Origin of the sequence: Herbiconiux sp. A18JL235, from assembly GCF_040939305.1 — a bacterium.
Lineage (GTDB): Bacteria > Actinomycetota > Actinomycetes > Actinomycetales > Microbacteriaceae > Herbiconiux.
In genome coordinates this window covers 3,734,945-3,758,516 of the sequence record NZ_CP162511.1, presented here as the reverse complement: position 1 = coordinate 3,758,516, position 23,572 = coordinate 3,734,945, and the positions used below count along the sequence as shown (strand labels likewise).

Sequence of the window (23,572 nt, the reverse complement as noted above, 5' to 3'; positions counted from 1 at the left end):
CGGATGGTGAGCATCATTGTGACACGCCGGTCACCCGGCAGCAGCGAACACCCGCTCCCCGGCGAGATACGTCTCGAGCACGCGCAGCGACGGCAGTTCGTCGGGCGCCACGGCGTAGGGGTCGCCCGACAGCACGACGAAATCGGCGAGCTTGCCCACCTCGATGCTGCCGACCTCGTGGTCGGAGAACAGCTGCCATGCGGCGTCGATCGTCTGTGCCCGCACAGCCTCGTCGATGGTCACCCCTGCGGCGCCGGGCATCCGTCGTCCGTGGCGGGTGGTGCGGGTCATGGCCACCGACATGTTGCGCAGGGGTTCGGCCGGGGTGACGGTGCCGTCGTTGTGGAACGAGATGCGCAGCCCCGCGTCGAGCGCCGCGCGGGCGTTCGCCCACGGTCCGCCGTGCTCGGCGCCGAACAGGTCGTCGACGAGCACATCTCCCCAGTAGTAGACGTGGTCGATGAGCAGACTCGCGGTCACACCGAGGCGCGCGGCGCGTTCGAACTGCTCGGGCGTCATGGCGCCGACGTGCTCCATGCGCAGCCGGTGGTCGGAGCGCGGGTGCCGCTCGAGCATCGCCTCCCAGGTGTCGAGCACGAGGTCGACGGCTCGGTCGCCGTGCACGTGGCAGGCGAGCTGCCACCCCTCGGGGAAGTACTGCTCCACGATCGCGTCGAGCTGGGCGCGGTCGTAGTTCGCCGAGCCGTGCGACCCGGGCTCCACGCCGATCGATCGCGTTCCCTCCGAGTCGAGGTAGGGGAACGAGATGAGGATGTTCCCCACCCAGGGCGACCCGTCGGCCCAGGTCTTCACGCCCACCTGCCGCACCAGCTCATCGCCCGCGTTCACCTCGACGCTCGCCCGCGCTCCGGGCGCCGACATCTCGTACAGCCGGAGCCTCGCCGTCACACCCCCGGATGCTCGTGCCGCCTCGATCGCCGGCCGCTTGCGCTGGTCCCAGCTCAGGTCGCCGACCGTCGTGATGCCCACCGCGTTGAGCGACGCGAGATACGTCCCGAGCAGCTCCGGCAGCGCTGCGCCGGCGGTCGCGAGCGTCGGGCCGACGATGGTGAAGACCGCGCCGGTCTCGTACGCCTTGCCGTCGAGCTCGCCCCGCGCATCCTTCCCCCACCGCGCACCGGGCGGATCGGGCGTCTCCTTCGTCACGCCCGCCTGCCTCGCGGCCGCGCGGTTGAAGTACGCCACGTGACCCGAGTTGTGGAGGATGACCACAGGCGTCGCCCCGCCCACCTCGTCGAGCTCGTCGATCGTCGGGTCGGTCAGCCCGGTCTGCAGCAGCCCGTCCCATCCGTTGAAGTACGCCCCGTCGGGTCGCTCGGCGACCCCCTGCCGGATCGCCGCCCACACCTCGTCGGCCGTCGCCAGGGTCACCGGCCTGATGTCGACCATGAACCGGCTCAGCACCACGGCACTGTCACTCGGATGCCCGTGCGCCTCCACGAACCCCGGCAGCACCACGGCCCCCTCCGCCACCCGCACCACCCGCAGCCCCGCATCGGCGTCGCCGGGGTCGTGCCAGCCGCCCGCGTGCGCGCCGGCCTGGGCTCCGCCCTGCGCGTCCTCGGCCGCTTCTCCGCCCTGCGCGCCCTGCGCGCCCTCGGCGCCTTCGCCGCCCTCGGCTCCGCCCAGCGCGCTCGCGACCGCCCGCACCTCGGCCTCACTCCCCACCGCCGCGATCCGCCCGTCCACCACGAGCACGGCCCCCGCCCGCGACCCCTCGCGATCCATGGTTCGTATCTCGGCAAGAACCAGCATTGGGGTCGACATCTCCACAGGGTAGCGTGCAAGATATGCTGAGAATAAGTCATCTCTGTTTGCACCGCATCACTGAAGGGCATCACATGATAACCATCCCTACCCGAAGAAGCAGTTGTGTTGTCGTCGCGGCAGTATTCGGGGCTGTTCTGCTCGGAGTTTCGGCACCGGACGCAGCTATCGCCATGGCTCCGGTCGCCGTCGATGATAGGTATCAGACCTTTAGTAATGAAGTACTCGTCGTACCGGAGCCCGGGGTTCTGGCGAACGACAAGGGCGTTACGTCTTGGACAAACTTAGCGATGCCTTCTCACGGCTCGATCGATCTTGCGGGCACTACCCTCGGAGGTTTCCGTTACACGCCGTATGACGGTGGCTACTTCGGTGTCGATGAGATGACCTACTGTGCGGCGGACTTTCGGGGCGGGCCATGTCTGTCACCTCCAGCGACAGTACGAATCGATATCAAGCGACCGGTGGCCGTCTCGGACCGGTTCTCTGCCCGGGTCTCGACCAAGCTGGAAGTGCCATCGCCGGGCCTCTTCGCAAATGACGACATGGGTCATGAGGGAAACGTGACCATCACTCGATTACCTGCGCACGGCATGTACAGACCTGGAGGTGCGGGCGGCGGCGACTTTTCTTACGAACCCATTTCTGGGTTCGTCGGGGTGGACGAATTTGAGTACTGCATCGCCAAGGGGGCTGCCGGTACGGACTGCGCCTCCGACCCGGCGACCGTAACGATCCGAGTGGGCGGGCCGGCGGTCACGCGGATTGCGGGGGTGGATCGGTATGAGGGGGCGGTGAAGATTGCGGAACGGACGCATCCGACGACCTCGCTGGGGCTCGTGGTGGCCTCGGGGGAGAACTATCCCGATGCGTTGAGTGCGGGGCCGGTGGCCGCGAAGGCCGGCGTGCCGATGCTGCTGGTGCAGAAGGGGGCTGTGCCGACATCGACGGCGGCGAAGATCACGAGCCTCAAGCCGATGAGCGTCACTGTCGTCGGGGGCGTCAACACGATCTCCGACGCAGTGATCGCTGACATCAAGACGTTGCTCCCCGCCGGCGCGACGGTGACTCGGGTCGCCGGGGCCGACCGCTACGAGGTGAGCCGCAAAATCGCTCAGAGTTTCGGTACCTCCAAGCACGACTACCTCACGACCGGCACGAACTTCCCGGATGCCCTCTCCTCGGGGGCTGCCGCCGGCGCGGCAGGCGAACCGGTGCTTCTGGTCGATGGGCGACAGTCATCGGCCGACTCGGCGACGCTCGCCACGATCACGGGCCTGAACTCGACCTCGCTCACCATCGCCGGCGGTTCCGATTCACTGTCTTCTGGTATCGAGAACTCGCTCAAGGCGCGGGTGGCGACCACCCGGGTGCAGGGTGTCGACCGATACGCCACCTCCGTCGAGCTCAACAAGGCAGCATTCACCACCGCGAAGACGGCTTACCTCGCCACAGGCACCAACTACCCGGATGCTCTTGTGGGCGGCGTTATCGCCGCGGCCAACAAGGCGCCGCTCTATGTGGTGCCCGGCAACTGCGTGCCCCAGCCGGTGCTCGACGAGTTCACGCGACTGGGTACGACGAATGTCGTGCTCCTCGGTGGCACCAACTCGCTGAGTCCCGAGGTGGAGAACCTCGTCGCCTGCAGGTGATTGCCGCGGGTTCGAGCGGGGCTCGGGTTAAATGATTGAGGGCCCGTCGTAGAGGCTAACGACGGGCCCTCTCCCTTGCACCAAGAGTGTCCTGCAATCACATTCCGCCGAAGCTGCCACAGCAAACAACTTCGACTCCTTGAATATATAACGGTCCGGTAACGGTGCGCTAGTTACCGAATCGTTATTTTTCTGGGAATCTGCTGTGTGACCCGAACGGGGGTCGTGGCAGAGGCGCGGGACGCCCTTAGAACAGGTCGGGCGAGGGGGTCGAGGTGTGACGCACGCTCACGTCGGCGTGGCGGTCGAAGCGGTAGCCCACCCCGCGCACCGTGCGCACGATGTCTTCGTAGTCGCCGAGCTTCGAGCGCAGACGACGCACGTGCACGTCGATGGTGCGCTCGTTCGGCGCCTCCTCGTCGCCCGCGCTCCACAGTGCCGAGATGAGCTCCGCGCGCTCGATGGTGCGACCCTCCCGCAGCACCAGGTACTGCAGCAGCTCGAACTCCTTGTAGGTGAGGTTCGCGGGGTTGTTGTCGAGCAGCACGCGCTTGCGCGACAGGTCGACAACGACGCCGTCACGAGCGCGGTCTTCGTCGGCCTCGGGCGCCTGGCGGTGCTTCGCGAGCGCGGCGGGGTCTTGCAGCGCGAGCCGCACGACCTCGACGTCGCGTCCACCCACGCCGCGAGGGGCGAGAGCGACGGCGGCGTAGGTCTCCGACGAGGGGGCGAGCTTCGCGGCGAGAGCCTTGAGCTGCTCCACGATCTCGCCGAGGTCGGTGCCGTCGGCGGCAGCCTTGTCTTCGTCGATACCGACGTAGAGCACGAAGCCGCGGGCTTCGGTTCCGGCGGGAACCGCGCGAACGCGCGGCGCCGCGGCGACGTCGTCGCGAACGGGCGACGATGCGGAGGGAACCGGCGAGACCCGGGCGGCGGAGGAGATGGAAGAAACGGTGGCAGTGCGAGGGGCTTCGAGGGGTGCGATCGACATGAGATGAGGTCCTTGCGGCTGTGGCCCGTGATCGACAGGCCGATGATGTGTCGGTACTCGGAGCTCTGATGCGAGCCCCTGGGAGAAGGCACCGGGGTGGTGGTGCCGGGAGCACGGCCTACTCACGCGCCTACGGCTGCGGTACGCCTGAAACGGCGACGCGCCTGGAACGGCGACGGAGGGGTGCTCGACGAGAAGAGATTCGTCGTCAGCGACACATTCGACAACACATGACGACGCTGCCGGCCATCATCATGCCGGCATTCCCAGGGGCCTCAAAGGAGGTCAGGGCGTGCGCGTTGTCAGTCATGTCGAGTAGCTAAGCGGATGCGCGCCGATGTTGTCAAGAACCGAATCGTAGTAACTCCTTAACACAGGTATAGGTTCTGACCATGACCCCCACCTCACCCACCCCGCCCCCGGTGGAGGGCAAAGCCCGGTGGCAGGCTTTCGCGATCTGCGTCGCCGTCGCCGCCCTCACCATCCTCGACCTCTCGAAGGTCAACGTCGGCCTGCCGTCGATCGAGGAGTCGCTGGGCGCCAACTCGAGTCAGTTGCAGATCATCGTCGCCGGCTACGCCCTCGCCTTCGGCCTGGCACTCGTGCCCTTGGGCCGGCTCGGTGACCTCTACTCGCGCAAAGTGCTCTTCATCGTCGGCCTGTCGGGTTTCACCGCGGCGAGCGCCCTGTGCGCGCTGGCGCCGAACATCGAGATGCTGGTGGCGGCGCGCATCCTCCAGGGTGTCGCCGCCGGGGTGCAGATGCCGCAGGTGCTCGGGCTCGTGCAGCAGCTGTTCCGCGGCGAGGAGCGGGGCCGCGCCTTCGGTGTCTTCGGTGCCACGATCGGCGTCGCCACGGCATTCGGTCCGACGCTCGGTGGCCTCCTCATCGCCGTGGGCGGCGCGACCGACGGCTGGCGCCTGCTGTTCTGGATGAACGTGCCCCTCGGCGTCATCGCCCTGATCTTCGCGTTGAAGCTGCTGCCGGCGAAGCAGCCGCACCAGCCGGGCCCCCGCGATCTCGATCTCATCGGCATCGTGCTGCTCGGCGCATCCGTGTTCACCTTCATGCTGCCGTTCGTGCTCACGACCGGCGGGCCGGACGACAGCCCGTGGCGGTGGCTGTGGCTCGCTGCCTGCGCCGTCTTCGTCGCCCTGTTCATCGTGTGGGAGCGGCGCTACGAGCGGGTGGGCAAGTCGCCCGCCATCCGCTTCGGCCTGTTCTCGATCGGCTCCTACCGCAACGGCCTGCTGCTCGCCGCGGCGAACTTCGCGGCGGTGCCGTCGATCTTCCTGCTGACGACCCTGTTCCTGCAGCAGGGCCTCGGGTTCGAGCCGGTGTTCGCAGGCATGGTGAGCATCTCGTACGCGCTGACCTCGGCCGTGGCGTCACTCATCGGCGGCCGTCTCGTGACGCGGCTCGGCCGCAAGCTCGTGGTGATGGGCCTCGCCGTCTCGATCGTCGGGTTCGCCCTGGTGCTTCTCGCCGCCGTGCTGCCCCCGGCCGACTGGTCGATCTGGTTGATGGCCGCCGCGATGGCTGTGGCGGGCGCCGGCGGTGGGTTCGTGGTGTCGCCGAACCAGACCCTGACGCTCGCGGAGATTCCCGTCACCGAGGGCGGCACGGCAGGCTCGATGGCCCAGGTCGGGCAGCGGGTCGGCACAGCAGTCGGTGTCGCCGCGGCGACGTCGATCTTCTTCTCGACCCTCTACCGCGAAGGGTCGACCGCTGCCGACGACGTCATGCTCTACCACGACGGCTTCCGCAACGCGTTCTTCGTACCGCTCGCGCTGCTCGGGGTCGCCCTCGTGATCGGACTCGTCGATCTGCGCCGACGGCACCGGGAGGCCGACGGCGCAGCGGATGCGCGTGACACACCCGGTGCGCCGCACGGCGATCCGGTGGCCGAGCAGTCATCCTCGTAGGCTCGGTCGCCTGCCTGGTCGGGTCGCCTGCCTGGTCGGGTCGCCTGCCTGGTCGGGTCGCCTGCCTGGTCGGGTCGCCCGTCTGGTCGGGGCAGCTGCCTCGCCGGTTCGCAGGGTCGCCGGCGTCGCCCGGTCGCCTCGTTAGCGACCCGCCGCCCGACGACTCTCAGCCGTGCGCCCGGGGCATCGAACCCCGATGACACGGCCCGCTCAGCGGCGCAGCCGGCCACCCGTCCGTGGTGCGCGCCGCGCGCGCCCGACCAGCAGCGTGCCTCCGCCCGCGGCCAGCAGGAGTGCGACGAGCCCTGCCGCCCCGGCACCCGCGGCGTCGTTCCCGGTGTCGGCGAGGGAGGCCGGGGTGGCGGAGCCGCCCGAGGGCGACGGTGCTGGAGCGGGCCCAGGTGCTGGAGCGGGGTCGGGCGTCGGCGTCGGCGTCGGGGTCGGTGTCGGCTTGAGCGCCTCCGCGACGATCGCCGCGAGCATCGACGTCGCGAGCTGCTGCGACTCGCTCGACCTCGCCTGGTTGTAGAGCGTGGTGACCCCCACACCGAGGCCCGGAGCCAGCGAGGTCTCCGTGCTCGACCCCTCGGTGCCGCCGTCCTTGAACGCCCACGGCACACCGACGTTCCGCCCGTCGGCGTGCAGTTGCCAGCCGAGCCCCATCTGGAAGTCGACCTGCTTGCACTCGTACGACGCCGGGTCCGCCGGCGGGTGGTGCGGCGGCGACGGCTTCAGCGAGCAGCTCTCGGAGATGTCGCGCTGGGGCTGCAGGGTCGTGGCCATCTCTCTCACGCCGAGGGGAGCATCCGTCGACAGGTAGCCGAGATGCGCGGCGACGAAGGTGCCCATGTCGTCGGCGTCGGAGATGAGTCCGCCGGCCCCGCTGAACGCGTTGGTGTTGTCCCAGGGGAAGGCGTAACCGTTCTCGGGGGAGTACGGGGTGGCCAGGCGGGCGCTGTCGGTCTCGAGCATTGTCGATGACATGCCGAGCGCGTCGAGGAAGGCGCCTTCCAGGGCGGGTTGGTAGGCGGGCGGCTGCGACTTCGGCACGTCTGGCGTGACGACATCGGAGAGGATCATGCCGAGCAGGCCGAACCCGAAGTTGGAGTACAGCCATTTCGTTCCGGGCTCCCAGAGCAGCTTGTGGTTCTGGAGGGCGTGCCACATCATCATCTGTTCGTAGCCTGGTCGCGGGTTCGCGCATCCGGGGTCGTCGGCGCCGCAGCCGAGGCCGAAGTTCTCGGGGTAGTCGGGCAGGCCCGCCTGGTGGGTGGCGAGGTCGCGCAGGGTGAGCGGCTTGCGCTCGTCGCCCCAGATGGGCACCACGATGTCGGCGGGTGCGTACTTCTGCACCTCGTCGTTGAGCGACACCCTGCCCTCGGCGACGAGGTAGGCGAGGAGGTCGGCGGTGAACACCTTCGTCTCGGAGCCGAGCTCGAACTCGGTGGTGGTGTCGACGTGCTCGCTGCCGTGGAGCTCGAGCGTTCCGGTGGTGAAGGTCGTGACGTCGCGCCCCGAGCCGGAGGCGTTCGGCGTCGTCACCGACACGGCCAGCCCGACGATGTCGTGCTGCTTCCGGTAGTCGTGCACCATCGACTCGAGGGTGGCGTGGAGCCCGGGGGTCATCACCGCGGCGGGAGTGGAGGCGGCAACGGTGACGCCGGCTGCGTCGGTGGCCGGCGCTCCGTGGGTTCCGGATGCGGCGGCCGGTGCCCCGGCGGAGAGCGCGGTGATCGTCGCGGCCGCGAGGAGGGCGGCGACCAGGGTGCGGCGGGCGGTCAGGGTGCAGCGGGCGGTCAGGGTGCGGCGGGCGCTCATCGCGTGACCTGCGCCGTCGCGGTGAGCCGCGCATCCGTCTGGGTTCGAGGGGTCGTCGCGTCGGTGGGGTGCACGCTGTCGGAGCGGCGCGCGACGGCGTGCCAGACGATGAACGCCACCCCGATGAGGTTGATCGCGATGTCGCCGATGAGCAGCAGCCCGGTGTTGTTGATGGCGTAGTCGTCGTTCACGACCATCTGGTAGACGTGCCCGGCGGCGTCGCCGAGGCCCGAGACCGCCGCGCCCACGACCACGCCCACCTTGGCGCGGAATTGCGCCTTGCGGCTGTAGACGAGGAAGCACACGATCGCGAAGCCGAGGCTGGCGAGGGCGAGTTCGAGCTGGAAGGGCGACTGCGACCATCCGATCGTCTTCGCCGCGTAGTCGCCGAAGACGGAGTGCATGACGAAGTTGATGGCGAACGCGACGCCCAGGGCGTAGAAGATGAACTCGTTGACGAAGAAGCCCGAGACGACGGATGCGGTGCGCTGCCCCTTCCAGCGCAGCACCTTCACCACGGCGATGAGAAGGCCGAGGACGAAACAGCTGATGAGGTAGTTGCCGATGACGGCGGCCAGCACGGTCGAGATGACGTCGGAGATCACGGGCTCCCCTTTCCGGAGACGACGAAGCAGTTGGAGCGTATCGACGGGCCCGGGGTGCGAGGACTCGTACTGAGTGACAGTCTGCGAGGGCGGGTGTCTGGGAGACGGTGGGACGATGGGGGCGAGGAGGTGATGCGGCATCGACGGCGGTGATCGTGAGCGCGCGGCGTGGGAGTCGTGGGAGCGGGGCGACGTGGAGGCGGCCGTGCGCGAGGCCCTGGGTGCGTCGCCGGACGACGAGGGATTCGAGCGGATGCTGCGCACGGCGTGCGCCTTCGCGTTGCGACGCCACCGGGTCGACCTCCTCGAGGGGCGGCGGGAGTCGATCGCGCGGTTGCCCGTGGGAGTGGAGCGGGATGCGGTGCTCGCGACGTTCAAGCTGGGGGAGGGGGATCTCGCGGGGGCGGTCGCGATGGTGATGGCGGCCGGAAGGGGTGAGGTCGGTGTTTCGGGTGCCCCGAGTGAGCCGAGTGAGCCGAGTGCGGCGGGTGCGGCGAGTGAGCCGAGTGCGGCGGGTGCGGCGGGTGCGCCGAGTGAGCCGAGTGCGGCGCATGCGGCGGGTGCGCCGAGTGAGCCGAGTGCGGCGGGTGCGCCGAGTGCGGCGAGTGTGCCGGCGGGCGCGGTGGCTGTGCCGGGTGTGCCGGGTGTTCCGGGTGTGCTGTCGGCGCCGTGGCTTCGGGCCGCAGCGCTCGTGCACGTGGGGCTGGGGGCGCTCGCGGCGGGTGACTGGGCCCGCGCTGAGCAGTGCGCCCGAGCCGCCGCGGTGGTCGTCGACTCTTCTGCGCCGTCTTCGGGCGATGGTGCGCCAGACGACGAGAGCATCCCGTTCGATCTGCTCGGCATGGCCGCCATCGTGGAGGCGCACACCGACGTCGCCGACAACGCCTACCGCCACCTCGACGCGGCGCTATCGCCGTTGCGCGCACGCAACCGGCTCACCTCGGCGCACGCCTTCGCTCTTCTCGCGCTCGGCGATGTGCAGCTGCTTCGCGGCGAGCTCGCCGCTGCGGCGGTGAACATCACCCGCGGCGGGCGCCTGGTGACCGCGGATCGACCCGGACTCACCACGCATGCCGCAGTGGCGCTGGCCTTCGTGCGGGTGCGGCAGGGGAGATGGAGCGACGCTGCCGACGGCATCGACCGCCTCGTGCCTGCCGATGCGACGATCGAGCACGCCTGGATCCGCACTCAGGTGCTGGCCGTGCGTGGCCTCGTACAGATGCTGCAGGGCGATGTGGCGGGCGGGGCCGCCCTCCTCGCGGAGTCGGAGGAGGGCGCCGCGGCGACGCCCTCGTACATCGCGTCGATCGTGAGGCTGCACGGCCGCATCATCGTGGCCATCGCCGCCGGCGACTGGCGAGGGCTCGAACGGCATCTCGACGATGCCGAGGAGCCGGGGTACCGGCATCCGTACCGTCTGGGGGAGTGGAACGCCCTGAAGCTGCTGGCGGCGTGGCATCTTCGGCATCTGGCGCAGTTCCGCCGCCGCCTCTCGGAGTGGTCGCTCAACCCCGCGGCCGCCGACGACCCGTACTACTGGGCGTTCGGGGCGATCCTCGCCGAGCATCAGGGCCGCTTCGCCGACGGACTGGTCGCCATCAGGCGGGCGATCGGGGCGATCGATGCCGATCTCGATCCGCTCGGGCGGGCGTGGGTGCGGATCGTCGCGGGCACCTACCTCGGGCGCTACGGGAAAGACGGCGAGCCCGACCCTGTGGAGGCACTCGCATCGTACGACGAGGCCTGCAACGAGCTGCGCGAGATCGGCGCGGCCGCATTCGTCGCCCGCTGCGAGGCGCTGAGCAACGCCCTCGTCGACGACCTCGAGCTGGCACGCCGCACCGAACCCGCGTCGGTGCTCTCGCCTCAGCAACTGCGCATCGCGACGGCCGTCGCCCACGGCTACACCAGTGACGAGATCGCGGGGATGGAGCATCTCTCCAAGCGCACCATCGACTACCACGTGGCGAACATCATGCGCCGCCTCGGCATCACCGCCCGCCGGGAGATCGCCCGCCTCCTGGCGGTGCGGCCCGACCCGCCTTCGCCCTGAGCGCGGACGCGGCAGCGGCGCGGGATGGCGCGCGGCACGGCGCGCGGCGGCGTGGCGCGGTGGCGTGGCGCCCGGGCCTCCCCGCCTACAGGGGTGCCGTGTAGCCGTCCCAGTGGTCGGTGCAGCTCGCCTCGGCCGGGAGGCGGATCGCGCGACTCTCCGTCAGACGGATCCGGCTCAGACGGTGCCGTAGAGGCGGTCGCCGGCGTCGCCGAGGCCGGGGACGATGTAGCCCTTCTCGTTGAGCTTCTCGTCGAGGGCGCCGAGCACGAGCGTGACGTCGCGGCCCTCGGTCGCCTTCTCGAGCGCGGCGACGCCCTCGGGGGCTCCGAGCAGGCAGATCGCGGTGACGTCTTGCGTGCCGCGCTCGAACAGGAACTCGATCGCCGCCGACAGCGAACCGCCGGTGGCGAGCATGGGGTCGAGCACGAAGCACTGCCGGTCCGACAGGTCGTCGGGCAGCCGCTCGGCATACGTGGTGGGCTCGAGGGTCTCCTCGTTGCGCACCATGCCGAGGAACCCCACCTCGGCGCTCGGCACCAGCTTCACCATGCCCTCGAGCATGCCGAGCCCCGCGCGGAGGATGGGCACCACGAGCGGCCGCGGCTCGGCGATGGCGACGCCGTGGGTCTCGGCGACCGGGGTCTGCACGGTGACGGGCACCACGGTGACGTTGCGGGTGGCCTCATAGGCCAGGAGGGTGACCAGCTCTTCGGCGAGCGCGCGGAACGTGGGCGACGGCGTGTTCACGTCGCGCAGCACGGTGAGCTTGTGGGTGATGAGCGGGTGATCGGCAACGTGGACTCGCATGCTGCCAATCTACTGGACGGGGCGGGCGGCACAGGGGACGATGGAGGGTCGGTGGAGAACGGATGCGCGAGGCGGGGGTGTGGAGGAGTGACGCGGGTGGGTGATGGCATACGAGCGGAGGGGCCGGGCCCGCTTCCTTCCGACGAGGTGCTGCGCGCCCGCATGCACGAGGCGCTCGCCGAGGCGCACGCCGCCGTCGGCGCCAGCGACGACGTGCCGGTCGGGGCCGTGCTGCTCGATCGCGACGGAGTCGTCGTCGGGGTAGGCCGCAACGAGCGGGAGCTGCGCCACGACCCGACGGCGCACGCCGAGGTCATGGCCATCCGCGACGCCGCCGAGCGTCGAGGCGACTGGCACCTCACCGATACCACCCTCGTGGTCACGCTCGAGCCCTGTGTGATGTGCGCCGGTGCCATCCTGGCCGCCCGCATACCCCGCGTGGTGTTCGGCGCCTGGGACGACAAGGCCGGAGCCGCAGGCTCGATCTACGACGTGCTCCGCGACCGCCGCCTCAATCACCGCGTCGAGGTGTTCGCAGGCATCGAGGCCGACGCCTGCGCCGCTCTCCTCCGCGACTTCTTCTCCACCCGCTGACCCGCGCCACTCGACCGACGTGCGCAGCCCGGGGGCAGCCTCGGCCCGAGCATCGATCAGGGCAGGCGCGAGAGGTACTCGCCGAGCATGCGCGCGGAGGCGAGCTGCATGGGGCCGCCGTAGCGGGCGCGTTGGGCGCGCAGCCCGTCGGCGTCGATGTCGTGGCGCGCGAGGTAGGCGGCATCGCCCTGCACCCACTCCTCGTGCATCTCGTCGGTGAGTTCCGGGTGGAACTGCACGGCGAGCAGCCAGTCGCCGATGCCGTAGGCCTCGTTGCGGTATGCCTCGGAGGAGGCCAGGAGCGTGACGCCGGTGGGGAGGTCGAAGGTGTCGCCGTGCCACTCGGCCACCGGCACGCCGACGATGTGCCGCACCGCGGAGTCGTGCCCCTCGATGGTGGGCTGAACCTCCCGGTACCCGACGTCGACCGTGTCGCCCGGGCGCACCTCCTCGCCGAGCGCGGCGGCGATGATCTGCGCGCCGAAGCAGACCCCGAGCGCGGGGCGCTCCGCAGCGAGCCGCACGCGCAGGTGCGCGATCTCGGGCGCGATGAACTCATGCCGATCCGCCTCGTAGACTCCGCTCGTCGACCCCAGTACCACGAGCAGGTCGGCATCGGAGGCGGCGTCGAGCGCCGCGGCGAACCCGGGCGCGCGGGCCGAGACGACCGAGATCTCGTATCCGTGCTCGCGCAGAACCGGCTCGAAGTTGCCGAGCCCCACCGCCTCGTCGTGCTGCACGACGACGGCCCGACGCCGGGCGTCGGCTCCCGGCCCGGTCAATCGGCGCTCTTGATGACGATGGCGGCCGTGTGGGTCTCGACGTCGACCGGCGGCACGTACACATCGGGCTCGAGGTAGATGACGCGCGCGATGGGCACGGCGGCGCGGATGTTCGCCTCCGCCTCGTTGATCGTCGCCGCCACGTCGCGCAGCTCCGACTCGGGCGCCAGCGCGATCTTCGCGGCGACGAGCAGCTCCTCCGGCCCGAGGTAGAGGGTCTTCATGTGGATGAGCCGGTCGACCTTCGCTGTGCCCTCGATGGCCGAACGGATGCGCGCCACGTCGGCGTCGCCTGCCCCCTCCCCGACGAGAAGGCTCTTCGTCTCGATGCCGAGAACGACGGCGACGAGCACGAGCAGGGCACCGATGAACAGCGTGCTGATCCCGTCCCACAGCCCGTTCCCCGTGACGGCCGAGAGGCTCACGCCGACGAGTGCGAAGGCGAGACCGGTGAGCGCCGCCGTGTCTTCGAGCAGCACGACCGGAAGCTCGGGTGCCTTGGCCCGGCGCACGAACTGCACCCAGTTCTGCTTCCCGCGCGTGTGGTTCGACTCTTTGATGGCGGTGCGCAGCGAGAAGCCCTCGAGCGCGATCGCGACGACGAGCACGGCGAGCGGCACCCACGGCATCTCGATGGGGTGGGGGTTCGCGATCTTCTCGATGCCCTCGTAGATCGAGAACACGCCACCGACCGAGAACAGGATGATCGACACCACGAAGGCGTAGACATAGCGCTCGCGGCCGTAGCCGAACGGATGCTCCTTGTCAGCCTTCTTCTTCGCCTTCCGCCCGCCGAGCAGCAGGAGCAGCTGGTTGCCCGAGTCGGCGAGGGAGTGCACGCTCTCGGCCAGCATCGACGACGACCCCGAGATGAGGAACGCGACGAACTTCGCGATGGCGATGCCGATGTTCGCCAGCAGCGCCGCGATGATGGCGCGGGTACCTCCCGAACTGCTCACCTGTGCTCCTCCCGCTGCTCCGGTACGCAGTCTGTCGCGCACTGCCGCCAATCCTAGGATGGACCCGTGACCATCGCCGAGAACGCATATCCCTCGTCAGACTCGCCCGAAGGCACGGCGCTTCCGAGCATCGCCCTGCTGGGCGCGGGCTCGATGGGGCGCGCCATCCTGAGTGGTCTCCTGGCGCCCGGGGTAACCGTCGACGGCGGCATTCGTGTGACGAACCGGAGCGCGTCGAAGGCCGCCGAGTTCGACGACGAGCCGCGCGTCACCGCTTTCGCCACCGAGACGGACCCCGAGGCGAATCGGCGCGCCGTGGAAGGCGCAGCGATCGTCCTCGTGGCAGTGAAGCCCGCGATGGTCCCCGACCTCCTCATGGAGATCGCCGATGCGCTCGAGCCCGGCGCCGTGGTGGTGAGCGTCGCCGCAGGCGTGACCGTGTCGACCTTCGAGAAGCACCTCCCCGCATCCGTCTCGGTGCTGCGCTCGATGCCCAACACCCCGGCCGTGGTCGGCCGCGCCGTCACGGGCCTGTCGGCAGGTACCCGCTCGAGCGACGACGACCTCGCTCTCGTGCGGGCGCTGTTCGAGACGGTGGGGACGGTGGTCGAGGTTCCTGAATCACAGCTCGATGCTCTCAGCACGATCTCCGGCTCCGGCCCGGCCTACGTCTATCTGTTGATAGAGGCGATGACGGCGGCGGCTGTGGAGAAGGGATTCACCGAGGACCAGGCGGCCGTGCTCGTGAACGGCACCTTCGCCGGCGCCACCGAGCTCCTGGTGCAGTCGGGGAAGACGCCGACCGAGCTGCGCATCCAGGTGACGAGCCCCAAAGGCACCACCGAGCGAGCGATCGCCGTGCTGCAGGAGGCGGGCCTCCCCGAGCTCTTCACCACAGCGACCGACGCAGCGCTCGCCCGAGCCCGGGAGCTGGCCGCGGGCTGAGACGCGCCCTCAGTTCCCGAGCGTCGCGAACGCCTCGATGTCGGAGCTCTTGCCCGAGACGATGATGAGGTCGTGGTTCGACACCACCGTCGTCTCGGTGGCGTACGTGAACGGCTTGCCCGGGCTCTTCACACCCACCACGGTCACGTGGTACTTCGAGCGCACCCCCGACTCGGTGAGGTTGAGCCCGCGGATGGGCTTCGGCGGGTACATCTTCACCAGCGCGAAGTCGTCGTCGAACTGGATGAAGTCGAGCATGCGCCCCGACACCAGATGCGCCACCCGCTCACCCGCCTCGGCCTCGGGGTAGATGACGTGGTTCGCCCCGATGCGCTCGAGGATCTTGCCGTGCGACCGCGAGATCGCCTTCGCCCAGATCTGGGGAACCCGCAGGTCGACCAGGTTCGCCGTGATGAGCACCGAAGCCTCGATCGACGAGCCCACCGCCACCACGGCGATCTGGAACTCGGAGGCCCCGATCTGCCGCAGCGCCTCGACGTTCTTGGCGTCGGCCTGCACCGTGTGGGTGACCCGCTCCGACCACTTCTGCACCAGCCGCTCGTCTTCGTCGATGGCGAGCACCTCGCGGCCCAGCCGGTCGAGCTCGCCCGCGGTGGCGGCGCCGAAGCGCCCCAGGCCGATCACGAGCACCGGGGCGTCGTGCTTGATGCGGTCAACCAACGATGGGCCTCTCTTCCGGGCGCTTGAAGTACTGCTGCCGCTGGCTCGCGGCCAGGGCTGCGGCAAGTGTCACAGTACCAACGCGGCCCATGAACATGGTGGCCGCCATGATGTAGACGCCCGCATCCGGCAGCGACGCCGTGAGGCCGGTCGTCAACCCCGAGGTGGCGAAGGCCGAGATGACGTCGAAGAGCACGAAGTCGAGCGGTGCCTTCGAGATCTGCAGGATGAGGATGCTCGACACCGCCACGGTCGTCGCCCCCCACAGCACCACGGAGACGCCGAGTCGCAGCACGTCGCTCGGGATACGCCGGCCGAACGACTCCATGTCCTGCACGCCGCGCGCTTCGGCGAAGGCGGCGAGGAAGAGCACCGCGAGCGTCGTCACCTTGATGCCACCCGCCGTCGAGGCCGAGCCGCCGCCGATGAACATGAGCATGTCGGTGACCAGGAGGCTCGAGCCGTTGAGGTCAGGGATGTTGATCGTCGAGAACCCGCCCGAGCGCGTCATCACCGAGAGGAAGAAGCTCTGGAAGACCGTGTCGGCGGCGTTCAGCTGCCCGAACGTCTTCGGGTTGTCGAACTCGAGCACGATGTAGAGCACGGCCCCCGCCACGATGAGCAGCGCACTCGTGACGAGGGTGAGCTTCACGTGCACCGACCAGCGCACCTTGTTCACCGTGCGGTTCGTGCGTCTCGCCTTCCACGCCTTGAGGCTGCGGGTGAGCGTGTAGATGATGGGGAAGCCGATGCTGCCGAGGAACACCCCGATCATGAGCACGCTCAAGAAGAAGTAGTCGTTCTCGAACGCCGCGAGCCCCTCGGCGTTCGGCGCGAAGCCCGTGTTGGTGAAGGCCATCGCCGAGTAGTAGAAGCTGTACCAGACGGCCTCGCCCACGGGGATGCCGTCGAGCAGCATGCGCGGGAACAGCAGCGCGGCGAGTGCCGCCTCGATGACGAGGGCGCTGATGGCGACGGTCACGAGCAGCGAACCGATCTCGCCGAGCCGCACGGCTTGGCCCTCCGCGACCGGGCCGTGGTGCATCCGGAGCGGGTTGGTGTCGCTCGCGGCGATGAGCCTCGCGCGAAGTCCGAGCCGCCGCGACACGGCGAGGCCCAGGATGCTCGCGAGCGTCAGCACGCCGAGCGCACCGATCTGCACGCCCACGAAGACGACGATGTGCCCGAACACCGACCAGTGCGTCGCCATGTCGACGGTCGAGAGGCCGGTGACGCAGATGACCGACACGGCGGTGAACAGCGAATCGGCGAGACCGGTGACGGTTCCGCGCGCGCTCGAGATGGGGAGCGAGAACAGCACCGTGAAGATGAGGATGAGGCTCGCGAAGATGAGGATCGCGAAGCGCGACGGAGAGGTCTCGGAGAACTCGCGCAGGCCGTTGCGAGCGCGCCCGGCCCAGCTGCGGCTGCGGTTCAGCGGGTTCAGGCTGATCGCGGTGGTGCGGTCGCTCATCCTCGATCCTCGCCTCGGCCCGGGGAGACGGCACCCGGTGATCGCTGCCATGCTACCCGCGCGCGGGTGCCGCACCACTACCCTTGTCGCATGGCCGACATCTTCTCCGTGATCGCTGACCCCACGAGGCGCCAGCTTCTCTCGCTGCTGCTCGACCGGTACGTCTCCGCCGACCCGGTGAGCGCATCCGGAGCCGGTGAGGGGGAGTACAGCGTGTCGGAGCTCGTGGCGCAGCTCGAACTCAGCCAGCCGACCGTGTCGAAGCACCTCAAGGTGCTGCGCGACGCGGGTCTCGTGGTGGTGCGCGAGGAGGGCCAGCACCGCTACTACCGCATCGACGTGTCGCCGCTCGAAGACGTCGAGGACTGGCTCATCCCGTTCCTCTCGGCCGACTTCGACACCGCCGAAGAAGACGAGCTCTGGGAGAACGCCTCCGACGCCGTGAAGTCGGCTGCGGCGACCTTCGGGCAGAACGTCGGCCGGCGCGCCGCGCAGACCTCGCACGCGGTGAAGACGGTCGCCGACGACCTCGTCTCGAAGCTGCGCCGCTGATTCTTGCCGCTCGACCACGCCAGCCCCTATAGTTTCGAATTATCACTCCCGTAACAGCGAAGATGGGCGACACCGTGGCTGACCTTGATGACGTGCGGTTCCTCACCGTCGCCGAGGTGGCGGAGATGATGAGGGTCTCGAAGATGACCGTGTACCGCATGGTGCACTCGGGCGAGCTGCCCGCCATCCGCTTCGGCCGCTCGTTCCGGGTGCCCGAGTCGGCGGTCGCCCAGGCGGTGCAGAACCACATCGCCGACTCCGCCTAGCGGGGGCTGCTACACTTCTGCGAGGCTCTTTTGCCCTGACCGCCGAATCGGTGCGGTCTTTCCTGATTCGTGTGAGGTCTCTGTGGGTTCCGTTATCAAGAAGCGTCGCAAGCGCATGGCGAAGAAGAAGCACCGCAAGCTGCTTCGCAAGACCCGCCACCAGCGTCGCAACAAGAAGTAGCAGCACCGCTGCAACAGCTGAGCGCCGGGCGGAGTCCCGGCGCTTTTCGCTGTACCCGTGCGTCCCGCGCGAGGAGGGGTGATGGACAGCCGTGAGTACTGCGCCACGCTCATCGTGCGCAACGCCGTCACGAAGCTCGAGGCCCTCGCGGTGATCGCGCTCGCGGTCGATCGCCCGGTGTCGGATGCGCGCACCGCCAGGCCCTACATCGAGCTCGAGGGCGGCGCCCGGGTCGAGGTCGAGATCCCGAAGTTCGGCGAACCTCCGCCCCTCGCCGTCGACGTGTACTCGACGCTCGGCTTCGAGCACGCTGCACTCGGCGCGCTGTCGCTGCTGCAGCGGCTCGAGGAGACCACGTCGTGGACGGTGAAGCCCGACTTCGTGCTCTGAGCTCCGCCCCGCGTCCGGCCCTAGGCTGGGGGAGTGCCGACAGTCTCGCTCACCCTGATCGCCAAGCCCGGATGTCATCTCTGCGATGACGCGCGAGAGATCGTGCATTCGGTGCTGGGGGACCTCGAAGCCGAGCTGCCCGGGCTCGAGGTGACGGTGACGGAATTGTCGATTCTCGACAATCCGGCGCTCCGGGACGAGTTCGCCGAAGAGATCCCCGTCGTCATGATCGACGGGCGTGTGCACACCATCTGGCGGGTCGAGCCGGCCCGTCTCCGAACCGCGCTCCGGGAGGCAGCCGAATGATCCGTCACATCGTCACCTGGAGGCTCGCCGCCACCGACCCCGAGCAGCGCGCCGCGGATGCCGCCGAGATCGCGCGCGTGCTCACCGCACTCCGCGACACGGTGCCGTCGGTACGGGCGCTCGACGTGCACGTGAACCAGGCGTACTTCGAGAAGAACTGGGACATCGTGCTCGTCGCCGACTACGACTCCCTCGCCGCCCTCGACGCCTACCAGCAGCACCCCGAGCACGTGGCCGCCGCCCCGATCGTCGCCTCGCGGGTCTCCGACCGCGCGTCGATCGACTTCGAGCTCTGACCGGTTCAGAAGCGCAAACACGAGGAGGACCGAGCCTGTATGCGGCTCGGTCCTCGTCTCGTGTGCGCTTTCGCACGCGCGGCCCGCTGCAGTGCGGTGCCGGCGCGAGCTACGGGGTGAGGCGGGTGGGGCCGCGGAAGAGGTACACGACCTCGCGCAGGTTCGTCTGGTGCAGCATGAGCATGAGCACGCGCGACAGGCCCATGCCGAACCCGCCGTGCGGGGGCACGCCGTAGCGGAAGAAGTCGAGGTAGAACTCGAGCTCCTCCGGGTCGAGCCCCTTCTCGCGAGCCTGCTCGATGAGCACCTCGACGCGGTGCTCGCGCTGCGCGCCGGTGGAGATCTCGACACCGTTGTACACGAGGTCGTAGCTGTTCGTGATCGTCTCGTCGTCGGCGTTCCGCATGTGGTAGAACGGCCGGATGCTCGCGGCGTAGTCGGTGAGGAACACGAAGTCGTGGCCGTAGGTCTCCTTGACGTAGGCGGCGATCTGGCGCTCGCCCTCCGGGTCCATGTCGGCGTCGTCGCGGGGCACGACGTAGCCGCGTGAGGCGACGATCTCCTTGGCCTCGGCGAGCGGGATGCGCGGGAAGGGCTGCGTCGGCACCTCGATGTCGACGTCGAACAGCGCCTTGATCTCCTCGCCGTGCTTCTCCTTGACGGCACGGAGACCGGCCACCATGAGCTCCTCGTGGAGCTGCATGACGTCTTCGTGCGAGTCGATCCACGAGATCTCGGCGTCGACGCTCGTGAACTCGGTGGCGTGACGGCTCGTGAACGAGGGGTCGGCGCGGAACGCGGGCCCGACCTCGAACACCTTGCCGAAGCCGGCGGGCTGCGCCATCTGCTTGAAGAACTGGGGGCTCTGCGCGAGGTAGGCCTTGCCCTCGAAGTAGTCGACCTCGAACAGCTCGGCGCGCGACTCGCTCGCCGACGCCATGAGCTTGGGAGTGTGGATCTCGATGAAGTCGTGCTCGACCCAGTAGGTGCGCCAGGCGTGCTCGAGCGTCGTCTGCACGCGGAAGACGAGGTTCTGCTCGGGGCGGCGCAGGTCGAGGAAGCGCCAGTCCATGCGCTTGTCGATGCCGGTGTCGCCCGCGATCGGCGTCTCGGGAATGGCGGCGGCGACCACCTCGAGGGTGGCGAGCTTCACTTCGATGCCGCCGAGCTTGACGCGTTCGTCGTGCTTCAGCTCACCGGTCACGGTGATGAACGAGCCCTGCGCGAGGCCGGAGATGGTCTCGGCAACCGCTTCGGTCTCGTCGGTACGCGGGTTGACGAGTTGCACGGCACCCGACTCGTCGCGCAACACGACGAACTGCACCTTCTTCTGGTCTCGAACCGTGTCGACCCATCCCGAGACGGTGACGGGGCCGTCTTCGAGGGCGGCGAGGTTCTTGACGAGGGTGCGGGGGTTGCGTTCGGTCACGGGAACCGAGTCTACCGCCCGGTGGCGGGGCGGTTCAGGCGCGGCGGGTGGGGATGCGGCGGTAGCCGTCGGTCGCGACGGCCTTGATGCTGAGGGCGATTCCGGCGACGGAGACGAGGGCGAATGCGGAGAGCGTGATGAGGGTCATGATGGTGCCTTTCTGGTCTCTATTTCAGCAGCGACAACTATTCAGCACAAGCGAACAGTTCTTCAGATCACGTGTAGAGAAACTGATGATTGCAAGACCGTTGACCGGCCGGCAACGGCACCTCGGAGAGTCGACCCGATCCGTAGCTTCGGAGCATGACAACCGCGACTCCGCTCACCGCCCAGGACGAGAAGACCTGGATTCCCCTCGTGCTCTACACGCTCGGCGGGGTGCTCGCCTTCGTGCTCGTCGGCTTCGCCCTGCTCTTCCTCGCCCCGCTGGTGCAGCTCGCCGGCGTCGTGCTCGCGATCGTCGCGGGCGTCAAAGCCGGTCAGGCCGGTACGTTCCGATATCCCTTCGTCCTGAGGTTCCTGAAATGACCACCGCACACCTGCTCATCGTCCTGGCGCTGGGGCTCCCCTTCGCCGGCCTGCTCTGCGAGGTGCTCCGCCCCGTGGGCCCTCGCGCTGCGCGCTCCTTCCGGCGGATGCTCGCCCGCCTCCGCCCCTCCGCCCGCCTCACCGGAGCCGCCGTCCCCTCCACCCGCGCCACCCCCTCCGACCACCGCGCTCTCGTCGACGCATAGCCCGGCGGATGAGCCCACCGCCCACCGCAGAGCGCCCACGAAACGGGCGGAATGCGGCGGCATGACGTCGCATTCCGCGTCGGGGGCGGCCAAGGCCCGACGCCCCGGGCGACGCCCCGCATGGTGCGCCGCAGCGGCGGCGGCGCACAGCCGGGCCGCGCAGCGCGGCACGGCGCAGCCAGCACGGCGCGGCCAGCACAGCGTATACACGGGTTGTCCGCTCGTAGACTGGAGGGCGTGTCCGCCCGCCAGATCCACCTCGTCCGCCACGGTGAAGTCTTCAACCCCGACGAAGTGCTCTACGGGCGCCTGCCGAACTTCGAGCTCTCCGAGCTCGGGCACCGCTTCGCGAAGGCGGCAGCCGACGACCTGGTGGCACGCCGGCGCGCGGTCGCGGCGCTCTACACCTCGCCGCTGCAGCGGGCCCGCGAGTCGGGGCAGCCGATCGCGCAGGCGTTCGAGCTCGCGCCCTCCATCGAGGAGCGCATCATCGAGCCGACGAACGCCTTCGAGGGCCGTCGCATGAAGGGCCCGGGCGGCGCGCTCCGCGACCCGCGCATGTGGCGGTTCCTGTGGAACCCGTGGCGCCCCGCCTGGGGCGAGGCGTTCCGCTCCATCTCGGCCCGCATGCTCGCCGCGATGAACGATGCCTACGACAAGGCCGAGGCTGACGGCGCGGAGGGCGACATCGTGATGGTGAGCCACCAGCTCCCGATCTGGATGGCGCATCGCACCATCGTGGGCGAGCCCCTCCCGCACGACCCGCGCAAGCGCCGCTGCGCGCTCTCCAGCATCACCAGCTTCGAACGGCGCGACGGCCGGCTCGTCGAGGTGGGCTACACCGACCCTGCCGCGGGCCTGGCGGCGAAGGCCACCGACGTGGGGGCCGTCTGATGACGCCCCGCCCCCGTCGCCGGCTCGTCGTTGCCGCCGCCGCGCTGGCGGCCGTCGCGTTCCTGCTCGCCGGGTGCACCTCCGAGAACGACGCCCTCGCCGACCAGTACCTCAACGGCGACAACAAGGGCTACATCTCGGGCGACGGCACGGTCACCGAGATTCCCGAGGCCGAGCGCGGCGAGCCCGTCGAGTTCGCGGGCACCGATGAAGACGGAGCGCCGATCTCCTCGACCGACTACGCGGGCGAGGTGCTCGTGGTGAACTTCTGGTACGCCGGATGCGCCCCCTGCCGCGCCGAAGCCCCCGACCTGCAGAAATTGAGCGCCGCCTACGAGGGCGAGGGTGCGAGCTTCCTCGGCGTGAACGTGCGCGACCAGGCCGCCACCGCCAAGGCGTTCTCCGAGAACTACGGCATCGGCTACCCCTCGGTGGTCGACACCGACGGAGCGATGCAGCTCGCGTTCGCCGGCAAGATCTCCCCGAAGGCCGTACCGACGACCCTCGTGCTCGACAAGGAAGGCCGGGTCGCGGCCCGCATCGTGGGCCGCGTGAGCGAGCCCTCCATCCTCGACACTCTCATCACGTCGAGCCTCGATCCGAGCGCCGAACCCGGCACCGACGGCTCGGGTACCGCCACACCCACCCCCGCCGCCGCGGGCGCGAGCTGACCGGCGTGAACGGCAACCCCTTCGCCGAGGTGGTGCTGAGCGGGCAGCTGCTGCTCGCCATCCCGATCGCCCTGCTCGCCGGCATCGTCTCCTTCGCCTCACCCTGCGTACTGCCGCTCGTCCCCGGCTACCTCGGATACGTCAGCGGCTTCTCCGGCAGCGGCGACGGAACGACGGATGCTGCGGGCCGCAAGGCAGGCAGGCGACGGATGCTCCTCGGCATCGCCCTGTTCATCCTCGGCTTCTCGGCGATCTTCCTGGCCTACTCCGCCGTCTTCGGTGCCCTCGGCACCTGGCTCATCGTCTGGCAGGACACCATCACCCGCGTCATGGGTGCCGTGGTGATCGCCCTGGGCCTCGTGTTCATCGGCCAGTTCAGCTTCCTCCAGCGCACCATCAAGCCGAACTGGCGCCCGGCGACCGGCCTCGCCGGAGCCCCGGTGCTCGGCATCGTGTTCGGCCTCGGCTGGACCCCGTGCATCGGCCCGACGCTCGGGGCCATCCAGGCCCTCAGCCTCTCCGGCGGCTCGGCCTGGAGCGGCGTGCTGCTCGGCCTGTTCTACTGCATCGGCCTCGGCGTGCCGTTCCTCCTGGTCGCCCTCGGGCTCGACTGGGTGACGGGGTCGGTCGCCTTCCTCAAGCGCCACATCCGGGCCATCAACATCGTCGGCGGCGCGCTCCTCGTGCTCATCGGCATCCTCATGGTCTCCGGCCTCTGGACGATCTGGATCTACGAGCTTCAGGCGGTGATCAACGGCTTTGTCACGCCCATCTGA

At 69.3% G+C, this 23,572-nt stretch carries 26 protein-coding genes and 1 pseudogene; 17 read left to right on the top strand and 10 right to left on the bottom strand.

What is annotated here, in order from left to right; genetic code table 11:
• Positions 1 to 30 precede the first annotated feature (30 nt).
• Positions 31 to 1,788: an amidohydrolase gene (locus ABFY20_RS17740; RefSeq protein WP_368497523.1), complete on the bottom strand. Its 1,758-nt coding sequence runs from the start codon at positions 1,786 to 1,788 to the stop codon at positions 31 to 33.
• Positions 1,789 to 1,811: 23 nt separating this feature from the next.
• On the opposite strand from ABFY20_RS17740, the pseudogene ABFY20_RS17735 reads away from it, so the two are divergent.
• Both ABFY20_RS17735 and ABFY20_RS17730 read left to right on the top strand, forming a co-directional pair.
• Positions 1,812 to 2,180, top strand: a pseudogene (locus tag ABFY20_RS17735) (Ig-like domain-containing protein); the annotation flags it as partial.
• A gap of 72 nt (positions 2,181 to 2,252) precedes the next feature.
• Positions 2,253 to 3,440, top strand: coding sequence for a cell wall-binding repeat-containing protein (locus ABFY20_RS17730; protein WP_368499824.1), 1,188 nt, complete (start codon positions 2,253 to 2,255; stop codon positions 3,438 to 3,440).
• A gap of 247 nt (positions 3,441 to 3,687) precedes the next feature.
• On the opposite strand, the gene ABFY20_RS17725 is transcribed toward ABFY20_RS17730, so the two are convergent.
• Positions 3,688 to 4,431, bottom strand: a complete 744-nt coding sequence (locus tag ABFY20_RS17725) for a winged helix-turn-helix domain-containing protein (protein ID WP_368497522.1) — start codon at positions 4,429 to 4,431, stop codon at positions 3,688 to 3,690.
• Positions 4,432 to 4,823: 392 nt separating this feature from the next.
• Here ABFY20_RS17725 and ABFY20_RS17720 point away from each other — a divergent pair, with 392 nt between their 5' ends.
• The gene (locus ABFY20_RS17720; protein ID WP_368497521.1) at positions 4,824 to 6,356 is read left to right on the top strand and encodes an MFS transporter; all 1,533 of its coding nucleotides are present in this window, start codon (positions 4,824 to 4,826) and stop codon (positions 6,354 to 6,356) included.
• 210 nt (positions 6,357 to 6,566) lie between these two features.
• Here the strand turns inward: ABFY20_RS17720 and ABFY20_RS17715 are convergent, their stop codons facing one another.
• Together ABFY20_RS17715 and ABFY20_RS17710 are read right to left on the bottom strand one after the other, a co-directional pair.
• Complete coding sequence (locus ABFY20_RS17715; protein ID WP_368497520.1) at positions 6,567 to 8,174, bottom strand: serine hydrolase domain-containing protein; 1,608 nt, start codon at positions 8,172 to 8,174, stop codon at positions 6,567 to 6,569.
• Entirely contained in the window at positions 8,171 to 8,779 is a 609-nt protein-coding gene (locus ABFY20_RS17710; RefSeq protein WP_368497519.1) for a DUF6790 family protein, read from the bottom strand. The genes ABFY20_RS17715 and ABFY20_RS17710 overlap by 4 nt, the downstream gene beginning before the upstream one ends.
• A 205-nt stretch (positions 8,780 to 8,984) precedes the next feature.
• On the opposite strand from ABFY20_RS17710, the gene ABFY20_RS17705 reads away from it, so the two are divergent.
• Positions 8,985 to 10,832: a LuxR C-terminal-related transcriptional regulator gene (locus ABFY20_RS17705; RefSeq protein WP_368497518.1), complete on the top strand. Its 1,848-nt coding sequence runs from the start codon at positions 8,985 to 8,987 to the stop codon at positions 10,830 to 10,832.
• 177 nt (positions 10,833 to 11,009) lie between these two features.
• On the opposite strand, the gene upp is transcribed toward ABFY20_RS17705, so the two are convergent.
• The gene (upp, locus tag ABFY20_RS17700) at positions 11,010 to 11,642 is read right to left on the bottom strand and encodes a uracil phosphoribosyltransferase (RefSeq protein ID WP_368497517.1); all 633 of its coding nucleotides are present in this window, start codon (positions 11,640 to 11,642) and stop codon (positions 11,010 to 11,012) included.
• 162 nt (positions 11,643 to 11,804) lie between these two features.
• Here upp and tadA point away from each other — a divergent pair, with 162 nt between their 5' ends.
• A complete protein-coding gene (gene tadA / locus ABFY20_RS17695) occupies positions 11,805 to 12,236 on the top strand; it encodes a tRNA adenosine(34) deaminase TadA (RefSeq protein ID WP_368499823.1) in 432 nt (143 codons plus the stop codon).
• A gap of 56 nt (positions 12,237 to 12,292) precedes the next feature.
• Here the strand turns inward: tadA and ABFY20_RS17690 are convergent, their stop codons facing one another.
• Together ABFY20_RS17690 and ABFY20_RS17685 are read right to left on the bottom strand one after the other, a co-directional pair.
• Positions 12,293 to 13,018, bottom strand: coding sequence for a glutamine amidotransferase (locus ABFY20_RS17690; RefSeq protein ID WP_368497516.1), 726 nt, complete (start codon positions 13,016 to 13,018; stop codon positions 12,293 to 12,295).
• Positions 13,015 to 13,977, bottom strand: coding sequence for a cation diffusion facilitator family transporter (locus ABFY20_RS17685; RefSeq protein WP_368497515.1), 963 nt, complete (start codon positions 13,975 to 13,977; stop codon positions 13,015 to 13,017). Before ABFY20_RS17685 ends, ABFY20_RS17690 begins: the two co-directional genes overlap by 4 nt.
• A gap of 66 nt (positions 13,978 to 14,043) precedes the next feature.
• Between ABFY20_RS17685 and proC the strand changes: the two genes are divergently transcribed.
• Positions 14,044 to 14,922: a pyrroline-5-carboxylate reductase gene (proC, locus tag ABFY20_RS17680; protein WP_368497514.1), complete on the top strand. Its 879-nt coding sequence runs from the start codon at positions 14,044 to 14,046 to the stop codon at positions 14,920 to 14,922.
• Between the two features lie 9 nt (positions 14,923 to 14,931).
• Here the strand turns inward: proC and ABFY20_RS17675 are convergent, their stop codons facing one another.
• Both ABFY20_RS17675 and ABFY20_RS17670 read right to left on the bottom strand, forming a co-directional pair.
• Complete coding sequence (locus ABFY20_RS17675; RefSeq protein WP_368497512.1) at positions 14,932 to 15,603, bottom strand: TrkA family potassium uptake protein; 672 nt, start codon at positions 15,601 to 15,603, stop codon at positions 14,932 to 14,934.
• On the bottom strand, positions 15,596 to 17,077 hold the full coding sequence (locus tag ABFY20_RS17670; protein WP_368497510.1) for a TrkH family potassium uptake protein: 1,482 nt from the start codon (positions 17,075 to 17,077) through the stop codon (positions 15,596 to 15,598). The genes ABFY20_RS17675 and ABFY20_RS17670 overlap by 8 nt, the downstream gene beginning before the upstream one ends.
• Before the next feature lie 90 nt (positions 17,078 to 17,167).
• Here ABFY20_RS17670 and ABFY20_RS17665 point away from each other — a divergent pair, with 90 nt between their 5' ends.
• The 6 genes from ABFY20_RS17665 to ABFY20_RS17640 all read left to right on the top strand — a co-directional run bounded on the left by ABFY20_RS17665 (position 17,168) and on the right by ABFY20_RS17640 (position 19,068).
• Positions 17,168 to 17,629 (top strand): helix-turn-helix transcriptional regulator, encoded by a 462-nt coding sequence (locus ABFY20_RS17665; protein ID WP_171703419.1) that lies wholly within the window; start codon positions 17,168 to 17,170, stop codon positions 17,627 to 17,629.
• A 62-nt stretch (positions 17,630 to 17,691) separates the two neighbouring features.
• Complete coding sequence (locus ABFY20_RS17660) at positions 17,692 to 17,895, top strand: helix-turn-helix domain-containing protein (protein ID WP_368497509.1); 204 nt, start codon at positions 17,692 to 17,694, stop codon at positions 17,893 to 17,895.
• An 82-nt stretch (positions 17,896 to 17,977) separates the two neighbouring features.
• On the top strand, positions 17,978 to 18,076 hold the full coding sequence (locus ABFY20_RS17655; protein ID WP_003792170.1) for an AURKAIP1/COX24 domain-containing protein: 99 nt from the start codon (positions 17,978 to 17,980) through the stop codon (positions 18,074 to 18,076).
• Positions 18,077 to 18,157: 81 nt separating this feature from the next.
• Entirely contained in the window at positions 18,158 to 18,466 is a 309-nt protein-coding gene (locus tag ABFY20_RS17650; protein WP_368497508.1) for a hypothetical protein, read from the top strand.
• Between the two features lie 33 nt (positions 18,467 to 18,499).
• A complete protein-coding gene (locus ABFY20_RS17645) occupies positions 18,500 to 18,772 on the top strand; it encodes a glutaredoxin family protein (RefSeq protein WP_368497507.1) in 273 nt (90 codons plus the stop codon).
• The gene (locus ABFY20_RS17640; protein WP_368497506.1) at positions 18,769 to 19,068 is read left to right on the top strand and encodes a Dabb family protein; all 300 of its coding nucleotides are present in this window, start codon (positions 18,769 to 18,771) and stop codon (positions 19,066 to 19,068) included. Before ABFY20_RS17645 ends, ABFY20_RS17640 begins: the two co-directional genes overlap by 4 nt.
• A gap of 109 nt (positions 19,069 to 19,177) precedes the next feature.
• Here the strand turns inward: ABFY20_RS17640 and aspS are convergent, their stop codons facing one another.
• A complete protein-coding gene (gene aspS / locus ABFY20_RS17635) occupies positions 19,178 to 20,497 on the bottom strand; it encodes an aspartate--tRNA(Asn) ligase (RefSeq protein WP_368497505.1) in 1,320 nt (439 codons plus the stop codon).
• Between the two features lie 303 nt (positions 20,498 to 20,800).
• On the opposite strand from aspS, the gene ABFY20_RS17630 reads away from it, so the two are divergent.
• From ABFY20_RS17630 to ABFY20_RS17610, 5 genes are all read left to right on the top strand, one after another.
• Positions 20,801 to 21,025, top strand: coding sequence for a DUF4870 domain-containing protein (locus tag ABFY20_RS17630; protein ID WP_368497504.1), 225 nt, complete (start codon positions 20,801 to 20,803; stop codon positions 21,023 to 21,025).
• Entirely contained in the window at positions 21,022 to 21,231 is a 210-nt protein-coding gene (locus tag ABFY20_RS17625) for a hypothetical protein (RefSeq protein WP_368497503.1), read from the top strand. Before ABFY20_RS17630 ends, ABFY20_RS17625 begins: the two co-directional genes overlap by 4 nt.
• Before the next feature lie 237 nt (positions 21,232 to 21,468).
• Entirely contained in the window at positions 21,469 to 22,125 is a 657-nt protein-coding gene (locus tag ABFY20_RS17620; RefSeq protein ID WP_368497502.1) for a histidine phosphatase family protein, read from the top strand.
• Positions 22,125 to 22,796 carry a TlpA family protein disulfide reductase gene (locus ABFY20_RS17615; RefSeq protein WP_368497501.1) on the top strand — a complete coding sequence of 224 codons (672 nt, stop codon included), beginning with the start codon at positions 22,125 to 22,127 and terminating at the stop codon, positions 22,794 to 22,796. Before ABFY20_RS17620 ends, ABFY20_RS17615 begins: the two co-directional genes overlap by 1 nt.
• 5 nt (positions 22,797 to 22,801) lie before the next feature.
• Positions 22,802 to 23,572 (top strand): cytochrome c biogenesis CcdA family protein, encoded by a 771-nt coding sequence (locus ABFY20_RS17610; RefSeq protein ID WP_368497500.1) that lies wholly within the window; start codon positions 22,802 to 22,804, stop codon positions 23,570 to 23,572.